General features: G+C 46.9%; 17 protein-coding genes. 4 read left to right on the top strand and 13 right to left on the bottom strand.

Annotated elements, in window-relative coordinates:
• The first annotated feature begins 20 nt into the window (after window positions 1-20).
• Together H1S01_RS13180 and H1S01_RS13175 are read left to right on the top strand one after the other, a co-directional pair.
• Complete coding sequence (locus tag H1S01_RS13180) at window positions 21-1502, top strand: MFS transporter (protein ID WP_243237316.1); 1482 nt, start codon at window positions 21-23, stop codon at window positions 1500-1502.
• 57 nt (window positions 1503-1559) lie between these two features.
• Window positions 1560-1733, top strand: a complete 174-nt coding sequence (locus H1S01_RS13175) for a hypothetical protein (RefSeq protein WP_188040916.1) — start codon at window positions 1560-1562, stop codon at window positions 1731-1733.
• Window positions 1734-1915: 182 nt separating this feature from the next.
• Here H1S01_RS13175 and H1S01_RS13170 read toward each other — a convergent pair whose 3' ends face one another.
• The 7 genes from H1S01_RS13170 to H1S01_RS13140 form a co-directional block, all read right to left on the bottom strand.
• Window positions 1916-2374, bottom strand: a complete 459-nt coding sequence (locus H1S01_RS13170) for a DUF441 domain-containing protein (protein WP_188040915.1) — start codon at window positions 2372-2374, stop codon at window positions 1916-1918.
• A gap of 115 nt (window positions 2375-2489) precedes the next feature.
• Window positions 2490-3215 (bottom strand): 2-phosphosulfolactate phosphatase, encoded by a 726-nt coding sequence (locus H1S01_RS13165; protein WP_188040914.1) that lies wholly within the window; start codon window positions 3213-3215, stop codon window positions 2490-2492.
• Between the two features lie 32 nt (window positions 3216-3247).
• A complete protein-coding gene (comA, locus tag H1S01_RS13160) occupies window positions 3248-4078 on the bottom strand; it encodes a phosphosulfolactate synthase (protein ID WP_188040913.1) in 831 nt (276 codons plus the stop codon).
• Window positions 4079-4165: 87 nt separating this feature from the next.
• On the bottom strand, window positions 4166-5065 hold the full coding sequence (locus tag H1S01_RS13155; protein ID WP_188040912.1) for a sensor histidine kinase: 900 nt from the start codon (window positions 5063-5065) through the stop codon (window positions 4166-4168).
• Window positions 5040-5504, bottom strand: a complete 465-nt coding sequence (locus H1S01_RS13150; RefSeq protein ID WP_188040911.1) for a hypothetical protein — start codon at window positions 5502-5504, stop codon at window positions 5040-5042. The genes H1S01_RS13155 and H1S01_RS13150 overlap by 26 nt, the downstream gene beginning before the upstream one ends.
• A gap of 153 nt (window positions 5505-5657) precedes the next feature.
• Window positions 5658-10337 carry an ATP-binding protein gene (locus H1S01_RS13145; protein ID WP_188040910.1) on the bottom strand — a complete coding sequence of 1560 codons (4680 nt, stop codon included), beginning with the start codon at window positions 10335-10337 and terminating at the stop codon, window positions 5658-5660.
• Between the two features lie 261 nt (window positions 10338-10598).
• Window positions 10599-11336 carry a hypothetical protein gene (locus tag H1S01_RS13140; RefSeq protein WP_188040909.1) on the bottom strand — a complete coding sequence of 246 codons (738 nt, stop codon included), beginning with the start codon at window positions 11334-11336 and terminating at the stop codon, window positions 10599-10601.
• A 371-nt stretch (window positions 11337-11707) separates the two neighbouring features.
• Between H1S01_RS13140 and H1S01_RS13135 the strand changes: the two genes are divergently transcribed.
• Window positions 11708-12352, top strand: a complete 645-nt coding sequence (locus H1S01_RS13135) for an HD domain-containing protein (RefSeq protein ID WP_188040908.1) — start codon at window positions 11708-11710, stop codon at window positions 12350-12352.
• A 147-nt stretch (window positions 12353-12499) separates the two neighbouring features.
• Here the strand turns inward: H1S01_RS13135 and H1S01_RS13130 are convergent, their stop codons facing one another.
• The 3 genes from H1S01_RS13130 to H1S01_RS13120 all read right to left on the bottom strand — a co-directional run bounded on the left by H1S01_RS13130 (window position 12500) and on the right by H1S01_RS13120 (window position 16028).
• Window positions 12500-13918 carry an ammonia-forming cytochrome c nitrite reductase subunit c552 gene (locus H1S01_RS13130; RefSeq protein ID WP_188040907.1) on the bottom strand — a complete coding sequence of 473 codons (1419 nt, stop codon included), beginning with the start codon at window positions 13916-13918 and terminating at the stop codon, window positions 12500-12502.
• Window positions 13919-13973: 55 nt separating this feature from the next.
• Window positions 13974-14438 (bottom strand): NapC/NirT family cytochrome c, encoded by a 465-nt coding sequence (locus H1S01_RS13125; protein WP_188040906.1) that lies wholly within the window; start codon window positions 14436-14438, stop codon window positions 13974-13976.
• Window positions 14439-14909: 471 nt separating this feature from the next.
• Window positions 14910-16028, bottom strand: coding sequence for a glycosyltransferase family 61 protein (locus H1S01_RS13120; protein ID WP_243237322.1), 1119 nt, complete (start codon window positions 16026-16028; stop codon window positions 14910-14912).
• A 258-nt stretch (window positions 16029-16286) separates the two neighbouring features.
• Between H1S01_RS13120 and H1S01_RS13115 the strand changes: the two genes are divergently transcribed.
• The gene (locus tag H1S01_RS13115) at window positions 16287-16940 is read left to right on the top strand and encodes a YczE/YyaS/YitT family protein (protein WP_188040904.1); all 654 of its coding nucleotides are present in this window, start codon (window positions 16287-16289) and stop codon (window positions 16938-16940) included.
• A gap of 120 nt (window positions 16941-17060) precedes the next feature.
• On the opposite strand, the gene H1S01_RS13110 is transcribed toward H1S01_RS13115, so the two are convergent.
• The 3 genes from H1S01_RS13110 to H1S01_RS13100 form a co-directional block, all read right to left on the bottom strand.
• Window positions 17061-18305 (bottom strand): DUF4153 domain-containing protein, encoded by a 1245-nt coding sequence (locus tag H1S01_RS13110; RefSeq protein ID WP_188040903.1) that lies wholly within the window; start codon window positions 18303-18305, stop codon window positions 17061-17063.
• Between the two features lie 77 nt (window positions 18306-18382).
• A complete protein-coding gene (locus H1S01_RS13105; RefSeq protein ID WP_188040902.1) occupies window positions 18383-18598 on the bottom strand; it encodes a helix-turn-helix domain-containing protein in 216 nt (71 codons plus the stop codon).
• 10 nt (window positions 18599-18608) lie between these two features.
• Window positions 18609-19088: a DUF2975 domain-containing protein gene (locus tag H1S01_RS13100; protein WP_188040901.1), complete on the bottom strand. Its 480-nt coding sequence runs from the start codon at window positions 19086-19088 to the stop codon at window positions 18609-18611.
• Window positions 19089-19107: the final 19 nt, after the last annotated feature.

Raw genomic sequence — 19107 nt, 5'->3', positions numbered from 1 at the left:
CGAACGCACAGGAGGCCGTTATGGACCGACACATAAAAGAACGATTCGCAACAGACCGCGAGGAACAACTCACCACTACAAAAATTCATGAAGATCAGGTTTCCCAGCCTAGCAAAAACACGGAAGCTTTCGCCGGCGTTATCCCCACACCGCGACCGAGCGAGACCACCTTATCTGAGTTCGCAGGCACCGAATACGCCAGTGAATGGGCTGGCACACTGCCCCCGGCGGCCCTGCAAAGAAATTACAATCGGGAGAAGGGGCAACAAAGCCAAGCGGCCGCCGGTGGTGGCGCTAAGGTCAGCAACTGGGTATTGGCCGTCATTGCCGGGGTACCCTTGATCATGGTGCTCGGCAACTCCATGTTGATTCCTGCCTTCCCCCAGATTCGGGAAGCTATGGGCATCTCTCAGTTCCAGGTCGGACTCTTGATTACCTTTTTCTCCATCCCTGCCGGCTTAGCCATCCCTTTTGTCGGCTTTCTTTCTGACCGCATCGGACGTAAGAAAATCATCGTTCCCGCTCTCATCACCTATGGTATTGGCGGACTCATCTCCGGGCTTTCACCGGTGCTCTTCAACAATTCCTACGCCATCATGCTCACGGGGCGAATCGTCCAGGGCATCGCCGCTGCAGGCACTGCCCCGATCGCCATGGCTCTTGTCGGCGATCTCTACCAAAGCCGGGCTCGCAATAAAGCTTTAGGCTTTTTGGAAGCCACGAACGGCCTGGGGAAAGTCATCAGTCCCATCTTGGGCTCCCTGCTGGTGCTGCTCATCTGGTGGTCTCTCTTTTTTGTTTATGCCGCCCTTGCCATCCCGGTGGCTCTCGGAATCGCCTTGCTCGTCAAAGAGCCGCAAAAAGCCAAAGGGAGCAACCAAAACTTTTCAGCCTACTTTTCCAGCGTAACCAATCTCTTTAAGAAAAAGGCAGCGACGCTGCTCATCGCCTTTTTTGGCGGCATGCTGGCCCTCTTCACCCTTTTCGGCGTTCTCTCCTACTTGTCTGACGCTCTGGAAGCCACTTACGGTCTTCAAGGCGTCAAAAAAGGTCTTGTGCTGGCGATCCCCGTCCTGGCCTCCGCTTCGACGGCTCTGGGAACGGGGTACTTCTTGCAGAAAAAACCTAATTATTTAAAGATGGCCCTATTGACTGGTTTCGGACTCTTTTCACTGGCACTGATCCTATCGGCCCTATTTAAAACCATTCCAGCCGTGCTGTCACTCCTAGCCGTTCTGGGACTCGGAACCGGTCTGGTACTACCGAGCTTAAATACCATTGTCACCTCGTCGGCACCAGAGGAGGAACGGGGCGCTGTTACCGCCTTCTACGGCGGCGTTCGCTTTATCGGTGTCGCCTTAGGCCCCCCCGTCTTTAGTCTGCTGGAGAAAGGCGGTCCTTGGGCTTTGTACGCCCCTTGGGCCGTAGCTGGTGCCGCCACATTGCTTCTAGCTTGGGCCTATTTAAAACTGCCAAAAAGTCAAGCTACCGGTGCAGCGTAAGCTTCTGCCAATCATGTTCTTCCTTCTATCGGGAAAGATAGAATCGGAGGTGAGACCATGCATTACCGCTACCGCCGCAGTCCCACCTGTTCCAACTTTCGTCATTCGAAAATGATGCCCTACCTGTTTGCCGGTTGGCTGGGCATCGTCCTCTGGTACTTGAGTCAAGTGAGTATCATGACCGAAGCCGTCACAGACATTCGCGACGCACTGCACCGTCGCCGGCGCTAACGTAACGAAGGCCAACCCGTTGACAAGTTCGGGTTGGCCTTCTGTTCTGTCGATCTGACGACGACCGATAAGTCAATCGTCAATCCACGTATCGTCCGAAAGCTGGTAGATAGTCCTGACGTAAAACCTATTATTGTGGAATCAAAAATCGTAGCGGGAAGGATCGAGCGACGATGATCGGGCTATCGGGTGAGCCACGCGTAAATTTGCAAAAACAACGCCGTCAGCCCGCCAGCCATAAGCGGCCCCACCGGAACACCACCGAAAAGAACGATGCCAATCAGCGATCCCAAGATCATCCCGATGATGATCTGCGGCTCACCGGACAGCAAGTCGATGCCCCGCTTGTTTAAGTTCGTCGCGATGATTCCACCGACCAAAGCGATAATCCCCGGAAGAGAGGCAAAGGAACCCATCACCTCTCTCAGACCAATTTTTCCGGTGGCAAAGGGGGCTAGCATCGCCAAGGTGAGCATGAGCAGTCCCATGTCCACGCCATGTTGTTCCACCCATTCGAGCAAACTGCCCCAGCCCAGTTGAGAAAGCACGAGAATACTCACCGCAGCCAAGACCGTCAACGGTGAGCGGGCAAAAATCCCCAATCCTACGATAACGATTAGCAGCAAAGTCCCCCCATGCAAGAGCCTCTCCCCCTGAGGGTCAATCTGCTAAATCTTATGCATTACCTAGGGATCCATGCCATGAAATTCCACACTTACCGCTGTTCTCCTTTTGGCCCATGGGAGAATGACGACCCTAACCAGTGAGGAGACGTACCCGGGAGAGTGTTTGCTGGGGAATAACCGGATAGAGATCCTCCTGCAAACAAAAATTCAGGTCATCCCCATCGCCTTGAGCCAACAAACTCTGCCCGTGGGCTGTTTGTGCCATGAGAGGAACGAATTGTTCACGGTTTACTTGATAAAGCTGAAAGGCCGCGATGGCCAACTCATTTGCGCTGGCCGAACGATGGTCCCAGATATGTCCGATGATCTTCCCGGCGGTGATGATGTCCTCTAAAGAAAAGCGCCCCTGTGTACCGGAACAAAGAATGACTACCTCTTCTGGCTCTTGCTCCACGATGTATTCGGCCACGCGTTGACCGTTGAGCAGTGCTCCAATCACCACGCAAGAAGCTGACTGTGCTTTCTGCAAGGCAACGGTGCCATTGGTGGTGACTAAAAAAAGGGTCTTCCCTGCCACCTTATCAGGAGTAAAAGTGCGCGGCGAATTCCCCAGGGGGAACCCTGGAATGGAATGTCCCCGCTTCTCCGCGGCGAGCAATACACGATCCGGTTCCCAACTGGTGGATAATACCTTCGCTTCGTTACAGGTTGCGACCGGAAACACTTGCTGGCAACCGTTGGCCAGAGCCGTCACGATGGTAGATGTCGCCCGCAATGTATCGATGACGACGACAAACTTTCCCTTTAAATCTTCTTTACTTGCCTGTTGATGTGTCCCTATAACCTCTACATACAACGTCTTTCCCTCCGGTTGTCAAGTCAACCGTGTCAGCCTACTCGATTATCGGCGGTCTCCACCGAACTGCTCTCGATGGCAGGGCGAAGCGTATCGGAGCGTAACCCACGGCGAAGGGATTCCAGAGCGATCACTTCCGTAACGGGAATGTTACCCAGATTGACATTGGGACCGAAACGTTGAATCAAAATCTGCTGTTGTTCTTTCATCGGCGCTTCCCATATGAGAACATCGGTAGAAGCCAATGCCCCCGCCACAATCTCCAAGTCGTCCTCTTTGACGCCACCCTTAGAGTCAAAAAGACTGACATCTTTACCGGATTCCCTCCCCTCAATAATTACATAGGAAGCACCGAGAGAAAGATCATCCAATACCTGCTGGATCAACTGGCTCAAGGCCAGATTCTGAGTGGGATCCTTTTTCCCGACCTCGGTGATGACGCGAAATCCTTCGTTGAGAGCACGCCGAATCAATTGCCGACGTTCGCGAAGGGAAAGGTCGATCGTCCCGTCAGAAATCTCTACCCAGCCAATCCCATAGCCATGGAGCCCTCGAAGAAACTCGTCATAATCCTGCTGCCAGTAGGCGATTTCTCCCAGCGTTCCGCCCACATAAACTTCCACCCCGTAGCGCCGAGCTAGATCGACTTTTTGCTCAAGAATTTCCGGCCGGTACAGTGCGGAAGAACCAAAACCTAACTTGATGAAATCGATGTAATCACCGGCCATCTCCAAAAGGTCGTGAAAAGCCACAAGGCCGATTCCCTTGTCAAAAACCATAGTGACTCCTTGGTTACGGGGTTTGTCGTTTCGCAGACCTGTCGGCCAGGCTGTCGTGGGAGACCAAAGCGGTTTTTTGGGCATAAAAACACCTTCCCCGTCGCAGAATTTGTTCACTCTAACCTATGAACTCTGCCGAAGAAGGTTTGTGGAAATGTTAGGTTGTTGGGCTTACGACTCACCCGGCGGATCCGGGATCCAGACTTGAAAGTGTACCTGATCGTCCCCATTCCAGACTCGAAGTGAACCTTTGCGTTTCTGCACTGTTTTTGAAACCAAAAACAGGCCCACTCCAGAATTCTTTCCGTCTTTTGTGGTAAAACCCTGTTCAAAAATTTTCGCCAGGATTTCCTCGGGGATTTTTCCCCTATTACTGACCGTGAAACCGGAGCCTTTTTCCTTTGCAAAAAAATCGATCTCAATTTTGCGCTCTGTCTCGGAAAACTTATGTACCTCCTCCATGGCGTTTTGCAACAGATTCCCTAGAACGGTAACCGTCTCTGACGGGGTAAAGGCCAAATGCTTTAAATCATCATGAATGCTGATTTTAAAGTCGATTGTTTCGCCTAATTCGCTGGTCATTTTGGTGATTAAGATAGCCGCCACATCCATACGTGCCAAATGGGATACGTTCAGGTTGTTCCGAAAGCGAATATTATATCCCTTAATATAATCGAGGGCCATTTCCGGTTTTTTCAGTTGAATGAAGCCGGAAATCACTTGGAGTTGGTTGAGAAATTCATGCTGGTTGATCCGGTACATCTCTACGATTTTGTGGGCACTTTCCAATTGCCGGGAGGTTTCGATCGCCTCCATCAGGACTTCCTGGATTTTTTTGATCTTATCTAAAAAATAAAGCACAAATAACAGCAAAATTAAAATAATGTAGGCCCCATATTTAGATAAATGTAATCGTGACAGACCCTCATTTAGAATGATGCCTGAATCTTTATCAAATCCAAAGATAAAAATGACCATAAACAGCATGACTGCGATGGCTCCAATGGTATTTTGCATTAATTTTTTTATTTCATCTTTAGAATGTTCAATTTCCTTGATTTTTTCTTGCATAATGCACTCCAATATTAAACAGAATCAGTAAGAGAATGATGGCCCATCCGGAGACGATATCGGTATATATGTTTTCCACATAATTCGGGTCCTGCCAAAAGCGTATGAAGAAGGGATAACACAAATACTCTGTTGCCGAAAGAACAGACAAACCCAACAGGGTAGATAGGAAAGCGGTGCGAATACTCATGGGAAATACTCGATTGGCAATGACTGTAGAGCCTGCAGCGGTCGCGAAAATATGAAGGCCAAAGCCGAACGGGTCCAAATACCATCGGGATAACGCAACAACCAGCCCCGTCAGTAGAGCGTATATCGGAAGTCTGCCGAAATTGATCGGTTCGCTCAACACGGTCAGTCCGGTAACAAACATGACCGCAGCATCAAAAATGAGATAGCCCAGGTAATAAAGGATATATTCGCGGATAATGGAATCCATCTTTTTCACTTCCTTTTTCTACTCTTAGCATAATGGTTATTTTACCTTCAAACAACCGTCTTTTCGACAATTTTTTGAGTTTTGTTACAATTTTTCGGAAATCGGGTCGACAAAAAAGGCCGTCCATTGACGGCCCTATCCTGGCAAGGGGGGTTAAATTTTCTCCGGTTCCTCCTTTTGCTGTACCATATCCAATTCGTGAAGTACTTGTTGATACTCGGACTGCCATTTTAGATAGCACTCCTTCGCCAGAGTCACCTCTGCCGCTTTAGCCGCATTTTCTAACTGAGCACTTAGTTGTGATAATCCTAAGGCTCCAATATTTGCACTGCTCGACTTTAATGCGTGGGCCGCCGCTGAGATCTCGTTAAAACGTGTCTGAGCGAGTCCATCGCTCAATTGTTTCGCCAGAAGGGATGACTCTTCCCTGAACAATTCGAGGATATTTTTCAAGAAGTCCGGTTCACTCTCACTGGCAAGTTCTCGAAGGCTCGCTAAAACCTCCCCATCGAGAACGTTCAATACTATCTTCGTTTCCCTTTGGTCCAATCTGGTCGCTGCCCGTTCTTCCGGTGATTTCATCGCCTCTGTCCTCGGCTCTTGATCATTTTTCGATGCCCCCTGCTTCATACCTCGTCTCAACCACCGCTCCAAGATCTTCGCCAACTCTTTCGCTTCTACCGGTTTACTGATATAGTCGTCCATCCCTGCACGCAAACATTTCTCGCGGTCTCCCTGCATCACCATCGCCGTCATGGCGATAATGGGGATGTGTTTGCCGGAACCTTTTTCTTCTTCCCGGATCATTTCTGTGGTCATAAACCCGTCCATACCCGGCATCTGGCAGTCCATCAAGATGAGGGCAAAATCGTTCCGCGACACCGCCTCGATCGCTTCCAGCCCGGTGTTGACGGGATAAACATTCAGCCCGAGCTTCGTTAGTTGAATTGTCGCCAGCTTCCGGTTGACCGGGTTATCTTCGACGAGGAGTATCGGCAGATCTACCTGCATTCGTGGTCGTGATGAAGTTCCTTCTTCATCTATAGGGGAGCGACTCTCCGCCATAACCACTCCATCAGTAGTAAAGGCAAAGGGCTCCGCTGCTTCTTCGGCGTAGGGGAAGGCGATGTCGAACCAGAATCGCGTTCCTTGCCCCAATTCGCTCTGAAAGCCCATGTCTCCACCCATCATCCGGACGAGCCGTTTAGAAATCACCAGTCCCAATCCCGTTCCGCCGTACTTGCGAGAGGTGGAACCATCGACCTGGGTGAAAGGTTCAAAAAGGCGCTCTTGCAGTTCCTTGGCAATTCCGATTCCCGTATCTTTGATTTCGAAGCGAATCTTGACAGCGTTATTTGCCTGGGACAGTGTTCTCGCTGAAACGGTCACTTCTCCCTGTTCAGTGAATTTAACAGCATTGCTGACGAGATTAAGTAAGATTTGCTTCAGTCGCAAGGGGTCTCCCAGCAGCGGTCTGCCGATTTGCTCGTCTACAGAAGCTGTCAATTGAATCCTTTTTTCCTGGGCTTTACTTTGCAGTAATTTTGCCACCCCGGTGACAATGGACTGAATTTGAAGGGGGACTGATTCCAACTCCATCTTTTCGGCTTCAATTTTCGAAAAGTCGAGGATATCGTTGATGACGGTCAACAGGAGTTCGGCCGACTCGTGAACGATTTGGGCGTATTCTCGTTGCTCTTCGTCTAATGGAGATTCGAGCAGTAATTCTGTCATTCCGATGATTCCGTTCATCGGAGTACGGATTTCATGACTCATCACCGCTAAAAAGTCACTTTTCGCTTGATTGGCTTTTTCTGCGGCCTGTTTCGCCCGAATGAGTTCTTTCTGAACCTCGGCCCGCTCCCGATTGGAACGCAAGGCGTTGATCATAATGCCACAAGTAGATGTAAAGGGTTGTAAAAACTCTACAACGGCATCATCATAACCATCGGGGCAATTGGCCACGCCATAACAACCGACCACTTCATCTCCATAATATACGGGGATGCTTACCAATGTTTCGATGGCAGGGTGTCCGACAGGCATCGGAACATGGACGGATTCATCCTTCCGATTGATCAGCAAGGGGCTTCTGCGCTCGATAACCCTTCCGAACAAGCTGTCTAACTTCCGAACCTCCAACGCCCGGACATCATTTATATCATATGAACGCGACTTCTCTCTATCATCGGTCATATTGAAGATGGCGTGGTTTTGCAGCAGATGATTCCCTTGCTCATCCATGACCAATTCGGCGAGATAGCCCATCCGGCTGCCGGTGAGTTGCAACAATTCAGAGAGCATATATTCAAAAATTTGCTTCGGCTGAACCGATTCGACAAAACGGGAGGCCGCATTATGCAGCATGTTTAGGAGACCCTTTTGCTTGACCAATTCCGCTTCGGTCTTTTTGAGTTCCGTAATATCTGACACAAATCCAACGACACCGACCGGTTCAGGACGTTCCTCTTCATAAAAAGGCTTTGCATAGTTGTAGAAAACCTGCCTACCAAGGGTGGTGATGAACTCGGTAATTTCCCCTTGATAGACTCGCTCTAAAGACGGCAGAGCCACATGAGAAAATTCGGGCGGGTGAACCTCCTCGACAGGCTTTCCTTTCACCACTTCAGTCGTCAGTCCAAATTTTTCGGCCATGGCTCCCTCGTTAAAGGTGAGATAAAAATGGCCGTCTTGTTGTCGGACCGCTTTGAAAACGATGTTCGGCAGCATCTGTATCGTCTTTTTAAACTCATCCGCTAGACGTAACCGTTGTTCTTCTGCTTCGTTCTGTTCGGTCACGTCGATACCAGTGGAAACTATATACCTCACTTGGCCCAGGCTATCGTAGAGCGGCGCATTCGACCAGGCGATCATCCGCAATCTACCGTCTTTCGTGATCCACTGATTCTGATTTTTGCGGAGGAATCGCTCTGAATTCGGATCGGCAAAGGCCTCTTTCAGCAGGGACGCTGTTTCAGACTGTAACAAAAAGTCCCAGAATGGTCGCCCTTGAACCTCTGCAAAGGTATATCCCGATACCTCCTCACAGGCCCGGCTAAACCGGACGATCCGACCCTGTCGTTCTGTCACGAGGACAAGCGCTCCGGAAGTATCCAACACAGTGGTAATAAAATCTTTCTCCTGCCGAAACACTCGGTTCGCTTCCGCCAATTCACTGGTCCGCTCTTCGACCTTCTCTTCCAAGGTTTCGTTGACCCTTTTGATTTCCAGAAACTTCTCCTGTAGCGCTTGGGCCATGCCTTGATAATTGGAGATCAATTCGTTTAATTCTTCAATTTGGCTGTTCGGCCACTCCGTCGATTGTTGGAACATTATTTTATCGGGAAGACCCCGGGTGACCCCGGCCAATTGCACCACGGGATGGGTCATTTTCCGGCTATACCATGTTCCGATGGCTAAGGCCCCAAAGGTGAAGATCAGCATGGTGATGAAGTTACGAATATAGCTTTTCATCAAACGTTCTTGAAACGGAGCCACCGAGATTTCCACAACGATCTTCCACGGTAACTGTGGGCTAACGGTGCTATCTCGGAGATAGACCGAGTCCCGCCAAATGCTCACAGGTGGGACATTTTGATCTTTTGGAGCCCTTCGCCACATGCCCTCTTTCCAGGGCTCTGCGATCCCTTCTTGGTCGTACTGATAAATCTGTAAGAAGGAAAGGTCTTTTCGGGTACTCGCCAATACCCGTTTTTGCGGGTCTAATAAGGTAATCTGAACATGGTCATACGAACCTGTGAGGGAGGTAAACAGGTTTTGTTTTAAAAAGTCTAGATTGATCCGCCCAACAGCCGTCCCAATGGTATGGTTTTCTTTTATCACAGGGACAGCCATATCAACACCGGGAATCATTACATCGCTGACATATTCTTCCGTTGTATTCACCGGGTACCGCGAAACTCCTACCGGCGCTTGTTCCACTCGGTGGGGCACCGATTCTTGCGGTGATTCCCAGGCATCTATTTTCCTGTTGTTCAAATCAAACAGATAAACAGATATAACATCCATTCGCAGCGTTTGCATTAATTCTAAAGCATCGCGGACTTTGCGTACCGGTTTCATATCTGTCTCGGCACCGATACGAGCGATTTCCGATAGCGAATGAAGGGCTTCCTGATAGCGTATGTCCAGCCTTTTGGTCGTATTATTGGTCACATTGGTTAACTGGTTTTCGATTTCATCTTCGATTTTGTTGAATTCGTCCCGGCTGTATATGGTCATCATTAATATTGAGGGAATAAGGACGAAGGCGGTCAGTGAAATCGCCCAGGACTGCGCTAAGGGGATTTGTCTATAGGTTGTTACCGGCAAACCTAACCGGTGAAAGGGAAAGTACATGATCAGCAAGCTGGCAATTACCACGTTGAATATGCCGTTAGTTCCTTGTTTTAACATAATCAACAGGGTCGATATGGGGTCTACATCCATGATCCCGTGGTAGAAAATCCAGACCAAGGGCATGCCTATAACCAGCCAATAAACGGTGGTAACCTCGATGAGGCTGTGGTTCCGACGTCGAATGGAAATACCTACGAGCAATGTTTCCAACAGGATAATGATCGCCGCGTAGGGGTGGTTCCAAAGCCAAAGGGTGTAGCTGGCTGCGATAGCTGAGGCAGCCAACCCGTATTCCAAGCCATATAACCTCAGCACAACCATCGTGGCGATGCTGCCAAAGAGAAAGTCCACACCGAAAAAGAGGTTTAAACTAAAATAGTTTCCGAGAAGCCCTAGGATCGTCAACGCAAAGAGCAGCATTAGTTCGGGAAAAGTAAGCTGCCTTAAGGTTTTTGTTTTGGATACTATACTCATGCCCGCTCCCCCTCGTAGGGCTGCTTTTTTTCGGGACAATAGGTAAGGGAAATAATGGATGAGTGCCAAGATATTCTTTTTTATAGATAGTTTTCGTTACTATCCTTATTCCGCTGCTCCGGTCTAAATCCTGCTACACTTATATCCGCATTTTATATTTTATTCTTCTTAGTGAATCGCAATAAAAAAGAGGGACGCCGCAATATCTAATGCAGTCATCCCTCTTCGCTTTGATCTTTTATTGATTAATGTTTTACGCGATTATTTTTGCATTGGAAACATGTATACGTTCCCCTGCAATTGCTGCGGTAATGCTGGGTGTGGGGAATGATAGGTCCTACCTTCTTGTTGCCTGCGCTCCCGAACTCCCGCTAAATACTCATCGATATTCTTTTCCCGTAAAAATGACATTTGGTCTTCGATATGTTCGAGTAAATCACTGTACCGAAAGTGGGCTGATGGCAACTCTGTAACGACCTTCTCTACGATGTTCTTAATGTGTAATTGCTCTTCGTTAGCGAGTATGTTTGCCGAGTCTTCGATTTGGCTAACGTTCAAAAACACTCCCGTAGAAGCCATCTTCAGCTTCAACAAGTGCCGAATCATCCCGACACGCACACGGTCCTCACAAATCCGAACATTCCCCCGCGAGTCAAAGACATACTCCATCGTCTTCTGAATCGTGGTGTCCGGGGAATTTTTTCTATGGGACTCTAACATCTGCCGGAACAACACTCCTTCCAAATAGAATCGGATGCCCTCCTGCTCCTTGGCCTGGACCATCTCTTCTAAGGCTGCTTCCAACTCATCCTCTTTATCTCCCAGTGTCGGCTTTTCCGATAGTAATTCTTCCCGAATTCGCTCTTTTTCATTTTCAAGCACCGATATAATCCGCTGGCTACGGTCCTTCAGTTCTTCCTCTGACCATGCAAAGCCATATTCCGAAGAAAGCTGAGCGATATATGTACGGACTCTCTCTTCTCTATCGGGACTTTTCATGATTGAACTCCCCCAATTATGCGAAACTGTTAACTAGTCTTGCCGAAAAAGCGAAACCCTAACAGGGCTAAAGCACTTAGCTTCACCTATATCTAACATTCTGTTTTCGTTCCAATATTATTCGGTGACCTTAGTGCTCAAATATATTTTTCCAAGCCCCTTAGCGGTGGGCCGCCCATCTCCTTAAATTATTGATCTAAAAATAACATCCAATACGAAAAGAGTTCGTACATCCCGTATAATAGTGAAATGAGGGACTTAATAACTGGGAAAGCTATAACAGACTCAATCAAAAAAGGGCAAAAAACTTTTCCTATTCCGCAGTAAATATAAATTGGTGTCATCTCATCTTGAGAGAAAGGATATCTAAAATGAATACCGTTGACTTTTTAAAACATATCTTTTCGAGCGATGCTCCGGCAGCGGCTCTGATCGACGCTCACCAATCCGGGGAATTGGCCAAAGTCTTTCCTGAACTTAACCGCCTTTTTGGTGTGAGACAGCCAGAACAATATCACCCGGAAGGGTGTGCCGGGATTCATAGCGCATTGGTGCTTGGAAAGGCGGCCGAGCGTACTCGCGAACCTCGAGTGCTCTGTGCTGCATTGCTTCATGATATTGGCAAGGGGGTCACTGATCCTTCCTTGTGGCCCCGCCATATCGGCCACGAAAACGAAGGGGCTAAAATGATTCCCGCTCTCGGGGAAAAATACGGGCTCCCACAGGATTGGGTTGCGTCTGCTCGATTTGCTGCCCGCTACCACATGGCTGCACATACCGCCAAAAAGGCTGGTAAAATTGCAGAGATCATCCTAGGGGCGGCGAAGAACCCGATCGGTGTTGACGGTTTTGCCACAGTAGTATGGGCGGACCATAATGGTCGTGGAAGAGACAATGTGCCGAACGCATTTGCTGATTCTGCCATGGAGATTTATCGGGTGATTGTCGAGGCGTCCAAAAATACCCACGATCCATCCAAGATTACACAGGCAGTTGCCCAGACGATCCATGGGTAAGCAAATAGCATCCTCAAGAGATAGCAAGGTATCATTCCTTGCCATTTTTTTATTTTTGCCCCGACGATTCGTCTGTTCGGTTGATAAAAAAAGAGACAGCATTACGCTGTCCCTAGGAAACAGATATTGGTCGGTATTCTTAATGGGTTATTTCCAACTCATATCGGATGGTGGCATTTTTACACCTTTATCTTTGGGCCATCCTTGTGTACTCAACCGTTCATTAATATAGTCGCTATAGGGAGTCGGTGCAGGGATATCATTGAACTTACCGGCTTTGGCAGCCGCCATAGTTGCCTGATTCGCCAAGTCAATGGCCTTGGATAAAGTATTCATGGTGAGCGGTGTGTTATGGAAGCCCATCGAGTTTTCCGCCGCCACGATATCCCAATGCCACTGGGCAGAACGATGGAGTTTCCGTGCTTCGGTTAAGTCCGCATCGGTAGCTCCCGCTTGAACTGCCTTCTCGATGGATTTGGCCGCAACTTCGTTCGCGGAACCGGCCTTGTTGAGCATCTCGAAGGTTAAGTCCTGTTTGCTGATCACGTAGTTGCGCAGCGTGTCCACGTCTTCCCGGTGGCAAACGGTGCAAGATTGCTGCATCTGTTTGAGGGGAGACGTCCACTGGTGGCTGGATATCTTCTGATTCCCTTCTTTCGTATAGGGCATATGGCAATCTGCGCAGGAAACGCCATTGATCTGGTGAATGGAGCCTTGGTAGGTTTCAAACTCCGGATGCTGTGCTTTCAACATGGGCGCTCCTGAAAGGGGGTGCTTCCAGTCTTGGGTGAACTTGTTTTGTGTTGCCGCGATCTCGTTGTAGTATTGCTCCATTTGATCGGGCGTAAAGCCCTTATCCCAGGGGAAGGTGACTTCGCCCTGACGGGTAGGGTTAAAATAGTATTCCACGTGACACTGAGCACAGACATATGTACGAAGTTGCTGCTGTGTCGCTTTCGTTACATCCTCACCTCGGCGCTTCATCGCATCGATGAAGGCCGGCTGAACAACACGGAGTTTCATCGTCTGAGGATCATGGCAGTTCGAGCACGACATACCATGATTCATATTTTTTAGATGTTCTTCTACAGGGGTTGAATAATAGTCTAAGCCCATCTTCTGAATCATGCCGGGGACTTCGGCACTCTTACAAGTCATACAGGAGCCGACTTGCTTTTTACCGTTCGGCAGGCTCGTGACTCGTTTAATCGTTGCCAAGTCGTGCATCGTGTAAACGTGGCCCCGATCCTCGTTATACTCCAAAGAAAAGGCATATCCGGCAAAGAGCGTCTTCAAATAGGGATACTTTTCAAGGTGACTGTCTTTTTCTAGGTTACCGCCGTATTTGGTGCCTACCGTACTCATCTCGGCATTTTTCATGAATGAGTCATACTGATGGGGGAAAAGCACAGCAAACTTCTGGATATCTACTTCGTCTGGAGCCAATCCCGTATTGATGGGTCCTAACGTCGATGACGGTTGTTTCCCGCAACCGACGACGGTCATCCCCATCAAGGCGACCAGCAGGATCATCCATCCAGCGAGTATCCACTTTTTCTTGGCCATCCTTGTCTCTCTCCTATCCTGTAAGATTCAACCTTGAAGGTCTGTAACGAACAGACTAGGGCGGGCTAGGGCGTTCTCTTCCGTGAGGTGTGGAACGGTGGCAGTCAAAACAAAACTTGCGATCTGACTCTGCCTCTTGTTCAGCCAATCTTGTTTTTTCTACAAGGCTGTCATGACATCTCAGACAATTTCGCTGGACCACTTCCTTACTCGATTCGACCATCTTCAAATGTTCGGGCGGCTGAATGACGTTCATAAAGGCATGTCGGGCACCTGCGGTCGCTTTGGAATAAGTCTTGGCCAGGTAATTGCGCTGATCCGTATGGCAGTCGTTGCACCCAGCCACTTCACGGTGGGAGGAGTGTTCCCAGGAAGCCATATAGTTTTGCATAACATGACAGGATGCGCAAAAGGAAGAATCATGGGTGACCGCATGCATGGTCGCTGTTGCTGCCCCGGCCGCCGCCAGCAAAATAACTACGGAGAGAATGCCGACTTTGACTTTTTTTGATAGGTCCAATGATCACTTCCCTCCCTTCTTCTATAGAATGTCTGTCGAGGCAAGCCACTTTCTGCTATCCTCCTTCCCTTTTCTAACATGAGTATAGGAAACAAAGGGCTCTGTATGACGTGATAAAAATCACAAAACCAAGCGTAATATTACCTTTTTACTAATCAAAATAAGGAACCATGATTCATCTGTTAGAATCAGTTAATAGTTCCGCTCGGCATGTGTTTTGAGAATACAAAGTACTTGATATAATGATTCGACGTAATTTTCAGAATCCCTTTGTCTTGTACCTCCATGAGCAGTTTTTTTCGAATGCAAACGGATAGAATAAAAAAGCGACGAGAGATACTACTCTTGTCGCTTTTTACCCGCAGGGACGCTGCCTAAAGATCGAATCCTAAACGATGAACTGATTATAGGGGATGCGAATAGTAGAAAACATCGCCTGTACCTATACGAGAGCAGTAAGAAATTTATCCTTTATACCAAACCGATTTTTTGCAATACTGTCTTAAACTTTTGAGGGCAAATGGTGAAGTTAGCACGAGAGTTTCCTGAATCCCAAGGGTTAATATCACTCGGCGGTTCTTCCCCTTCTCCAATCAGGTAGGTGTAATCTAAATCCACCTGATTACTTAAGGCCCAGAAAACATTATTTATATACTTTGGTCCCATCAGTTCAACCACTTTAGTGCCAGGTCGACAAAAGACAAGATTCGTTAAGCCTGCTCCGTGTGGAGCGATTACGATATCAGCATTCGCAAACAAACTTACTTGTTCCAGCAGGGGGAGTGTTTCCAAATATACTGTTTCGAAACCAAGCGATGATAGTCTCTCCTCCAGAAGACTCTCATTTTCTAATTTACGAAATGAGGCCTTTGCACGGGATACATATATTCGTAAATCCTTTTTTCTTTGATTCATGTCTAGGTGAGGAAGAAATAGATCTCTTAGAAATTGACATGACCATTTGGGGATTTTACGAAGACAGCTTGGAAATGAAGGCACGATGAGTTCGTCCGCCTGAAGTTGAAATTCGTCACGCGCCACAATCATATCTTCTCTAGGTATGCCAAGGATTTTCAGCGTCTCTGTTTGAAAAGGGAGATTACAGTAACTGACAATATATTTATCTGCTCTAAAGCCACTGCGACGAAGAACCTCATACCTCGGTAATGCATCAAACATCCAATGATAATAGTTCCACCAACCGGCCGTTGCGAGTACAGCGATTGAACCTTCGAGATGTTTATTCGGGGGCAATTGGGTCTGTAACAATATGGGGTGTGCTTCGACAGGGGTATTAAACCAGTTAGATAAATCATAAATTAATTTATTGTCCGGTGTAATGATAAAACCGTTTGAACCACAAACTCTCCCCTTAGGGATCAGGGCAACAAAGGTCTCAGGCTGGTGGAATTCTTGTTCTTGAAAAGCCCGGTGAACATGACTATCGATTGTGTTGGGCTGAGCCCTGTAAAGGATATGTTCCGGAAAAATGGGTACATATTTTGCACCGGATTCACCATAAGAGCCCTTCTCTACCCATTCCAACGCATTGACAGACTGTTTTGGACAATCCAGGTTGGAGCTATCCATCAACGTCACCCCCCTCTAACTCGAATCGTCCACAAGTTTCTGCGGCGATAAACAATCCCTCATCTTTGAAAGTGCTATTTGGATATTATTAACAAACCACTCCAATATATTGTATATCCTCAATCGGTATATTGTGTTTGAACCCTCAATCTTTTATTGAAATAGAGCCCGCTTTCTTTATATAATCTAAGCAAGACGATCTAAACGCCTTTTTTTAATACACATATCGATTTTTGGATACTATAGGAGAATATTAGTATGGATAATTATTTGAAGAGGTTTATTCATCTGTTAATAGGCCTCTTTTTATATGCAATAGGAGTTGTCATTACCATGAAGGCTAACCTGGGGTTTGCGCCGTGGGAAGTCTTTCATTGGGGTGTGGGAAATACTATTGGTATGACTATCGGTAATGTTTCGATTCTTACAGGCCTATTTATCTGCGTGCTTGTGGTACTGATGGGAGAAAAGCTTGGATTAGGGACTATTTTAAACATGATTCTGATCGGTGTATTTATTGATTTATTATTGTCACTAGATCTAATTCCTCAAATCAGCGGATTTTTTTTAGGAGCGCTCGTGTTAATTGCAGGTCTTTTTACGATTTCCTTTGGCTCTTACTTTTATATTCATTCGGGATTTGGTGCAGGTCCTAGGGATAGCCTTATGGTTGCCTTAAAACGGAAAACCAATCTCCCCGTGGGACTCTGTCGTGGACTTATTGAAGGTTCTGTTGTTTTGACCGGTTGGTTACTCGGTGGACCCGTGGGTATAGGGACCGTTCTCGCCGCTTTCGGAATCAGTTTCTGTATACAGATCGTTTTCTCCTTGATGAGATTTGAAGCAACCTCTGTGAAGCATGAAACGATCGATGTGACACAAAAGAATTTAATGAAATTGTTTAACAGGTAATCGACTCAAAAAAAATATCAGCATGACAAGGCCGGATAAGTGACTTACTTTATCCGGCCTTGTTCATGCTGAGTTGACCCGTAGCGGGTTCGATCTATTAGTTCACACAGAATCTTGCGATTAAAAAATTAATGGGAAAATAAACGTTACGAAGGCTGCCCAAAGTCCATAGACCGGCAAATACTCAGTAACAGCGTCTTGGATGGTTGAAGGTCCGGTTTTGTTTTGTAGAAACCGCAGATAGGAGAGCATAATCCAACTTAGATTGGCCCAGATCAGTATGTTTACGCCTAAGACAGCAAGTCTGTTGGGCGTAATCCCATAAGAAGAAAGCCTGAACACTATCGATGATAAAGCCACACTGTCAATGATCAGAGCCAGAACAATCAGGGCAAAATTAATATAATCAGAGATGTTCCTTTTCTCGTCTGTACCACTTTCGGTAATGGAGAATATGGTGACGGCCAATACACTAAGGAGTATTCCGTTAAAGGATATGAGGAAATCTCGGTCCAAGAATGGGTTTTTTTCGACCCAAATAACCGTTATAAGATAGACCAACAACGTGCCTAATACAAGAGGACTAAAAATTTTAGCTATATATGGAGCAATACTTTTAGCTAGTTTAAGGTTCCTTGATACTAGGTAAGTAGCCACAATAGCGAGTGCGGCAGCACCAAACAAAACGACATTTTCGAAATAGAATTCAGATATATCCATGCCGACAAATCGAAATAACTGCATGGTTAGTGCTGTTAGAACCATTCCACTGATGGCCATGCTGGCGTAGAGTACGCAAAATTCCCCATTAAATTTAAGATAGGCTAATCTTGCGCTACCTTTACCATATTCATTTCCTGTAAATGCAAACCCCAATAATACCCATAAGAAAATGGGAAGATGTAGATAAGCCAGGATAATACTATCCGTATGATCCAGTGGCAGTATATTGAGAAAAAATCCAGAGACTAGAAATAGGGATGAAAGGGTGTAAAGTAAACTTTTTTTGGGGGCATTATTGTAAACAAAATATGCGGCCATAAAGGGAAGTATACCAAAAACAAGGTTAATAGGGGTTATGACTTGCTGTTCGACGAAATGCAGAATTATCCGAGTGCATATCCCGGCCAGAACTGCGAAAACACCCATGGATAAAAAATCCTTCTGGAACAAGGAAGCCTTTTCTGTATTTGGCCTTTCCTTAAAAGTCAATCTTTCGTGCCAAACAGCAAGAACCTGTGATTCCGGGTTTTGCCCCCAAGCGTGTAGGAATGACTTTTTAAAAGCTTCGGGTTCTTTTCTAAACAACCTTTCCAGTTCATGGGGGTTGTCAATGTTTTCAATAATTGAATGGCTAATGTCCATGGTTATACCTTCCCTGATAAATGTCATAGTAATCCTTATTATCCTCCAAAATATTGAATAGCCAGACTATATTATCCTTAACTGTTTTCATCACGTTTGTATTCTAAAATATCTCCAGGTTGACAGTCTAACGCCTTACAAATCGCCTCTAGCGTCGATAATCGAATCGCTTTTGCCTTTCCGTTTTTCAGTATAGAGAGATTAGCCATCGTTATCCCAACCCGTTCGGAAAGTTCCGTAACACTCATTTTCCTCTTAGCCAACATCACATCAATATTAATTATGATTGCCATCATTTTTACCTCAAACCGTTAAGTCGATTTCAGATTTTATATCTATGGCATTTTTCAATAGCTTTTGAAGAACAGCAGCAAAAACCGCAACCACCAGCGAAGCAAAAATCATGACCATTCCGATGAGTATGATACCCGGGGCGTCGTCGACCTCCGCCATAAGATAAAAGAGTGGCATGCCTGCCACATACAAGCTGCCGATTGCAATCGCACAGTTTTTTATATTCTTTAAAGCCTTGACCGATAGTTCCGAGAACGCTTCGTTTTTGTCGATATAGCTAAGTAGATTAAAAGCTTGATACAGAGCAAAGTAAAAAGGTATCGCCGTTGCATACAAATCAAGGGAGACGAGATATTTCATGTAGGCCCAATCTGGCAACAACTTCGCCGCTAAATTCGCAATCTTAGGCACCAAAAATATACACATCGCAAGAGCGGGAAAGCCCATAAGAATTACAGCTAATTTCAAAAAGAGTGTTTCACGGCTCATAAAATGCACCTCACTTATT

This window comes from Heliobacterium chlorum, assembly GCF_014502795.1.
Taxonomy (GTDB): domain Bacteria; phylum Bacillota; class Desulfitobacteriia; order Heliobacteriales; family Heliobacteriaceae; genus Heliobacterium; species Heliobacterium chlorum.
The sequence above is the reverse complement of the archived record's forward strand: the minus strand, read 5'-3'. Positions and strand labels throughout refer to the sequence as shown.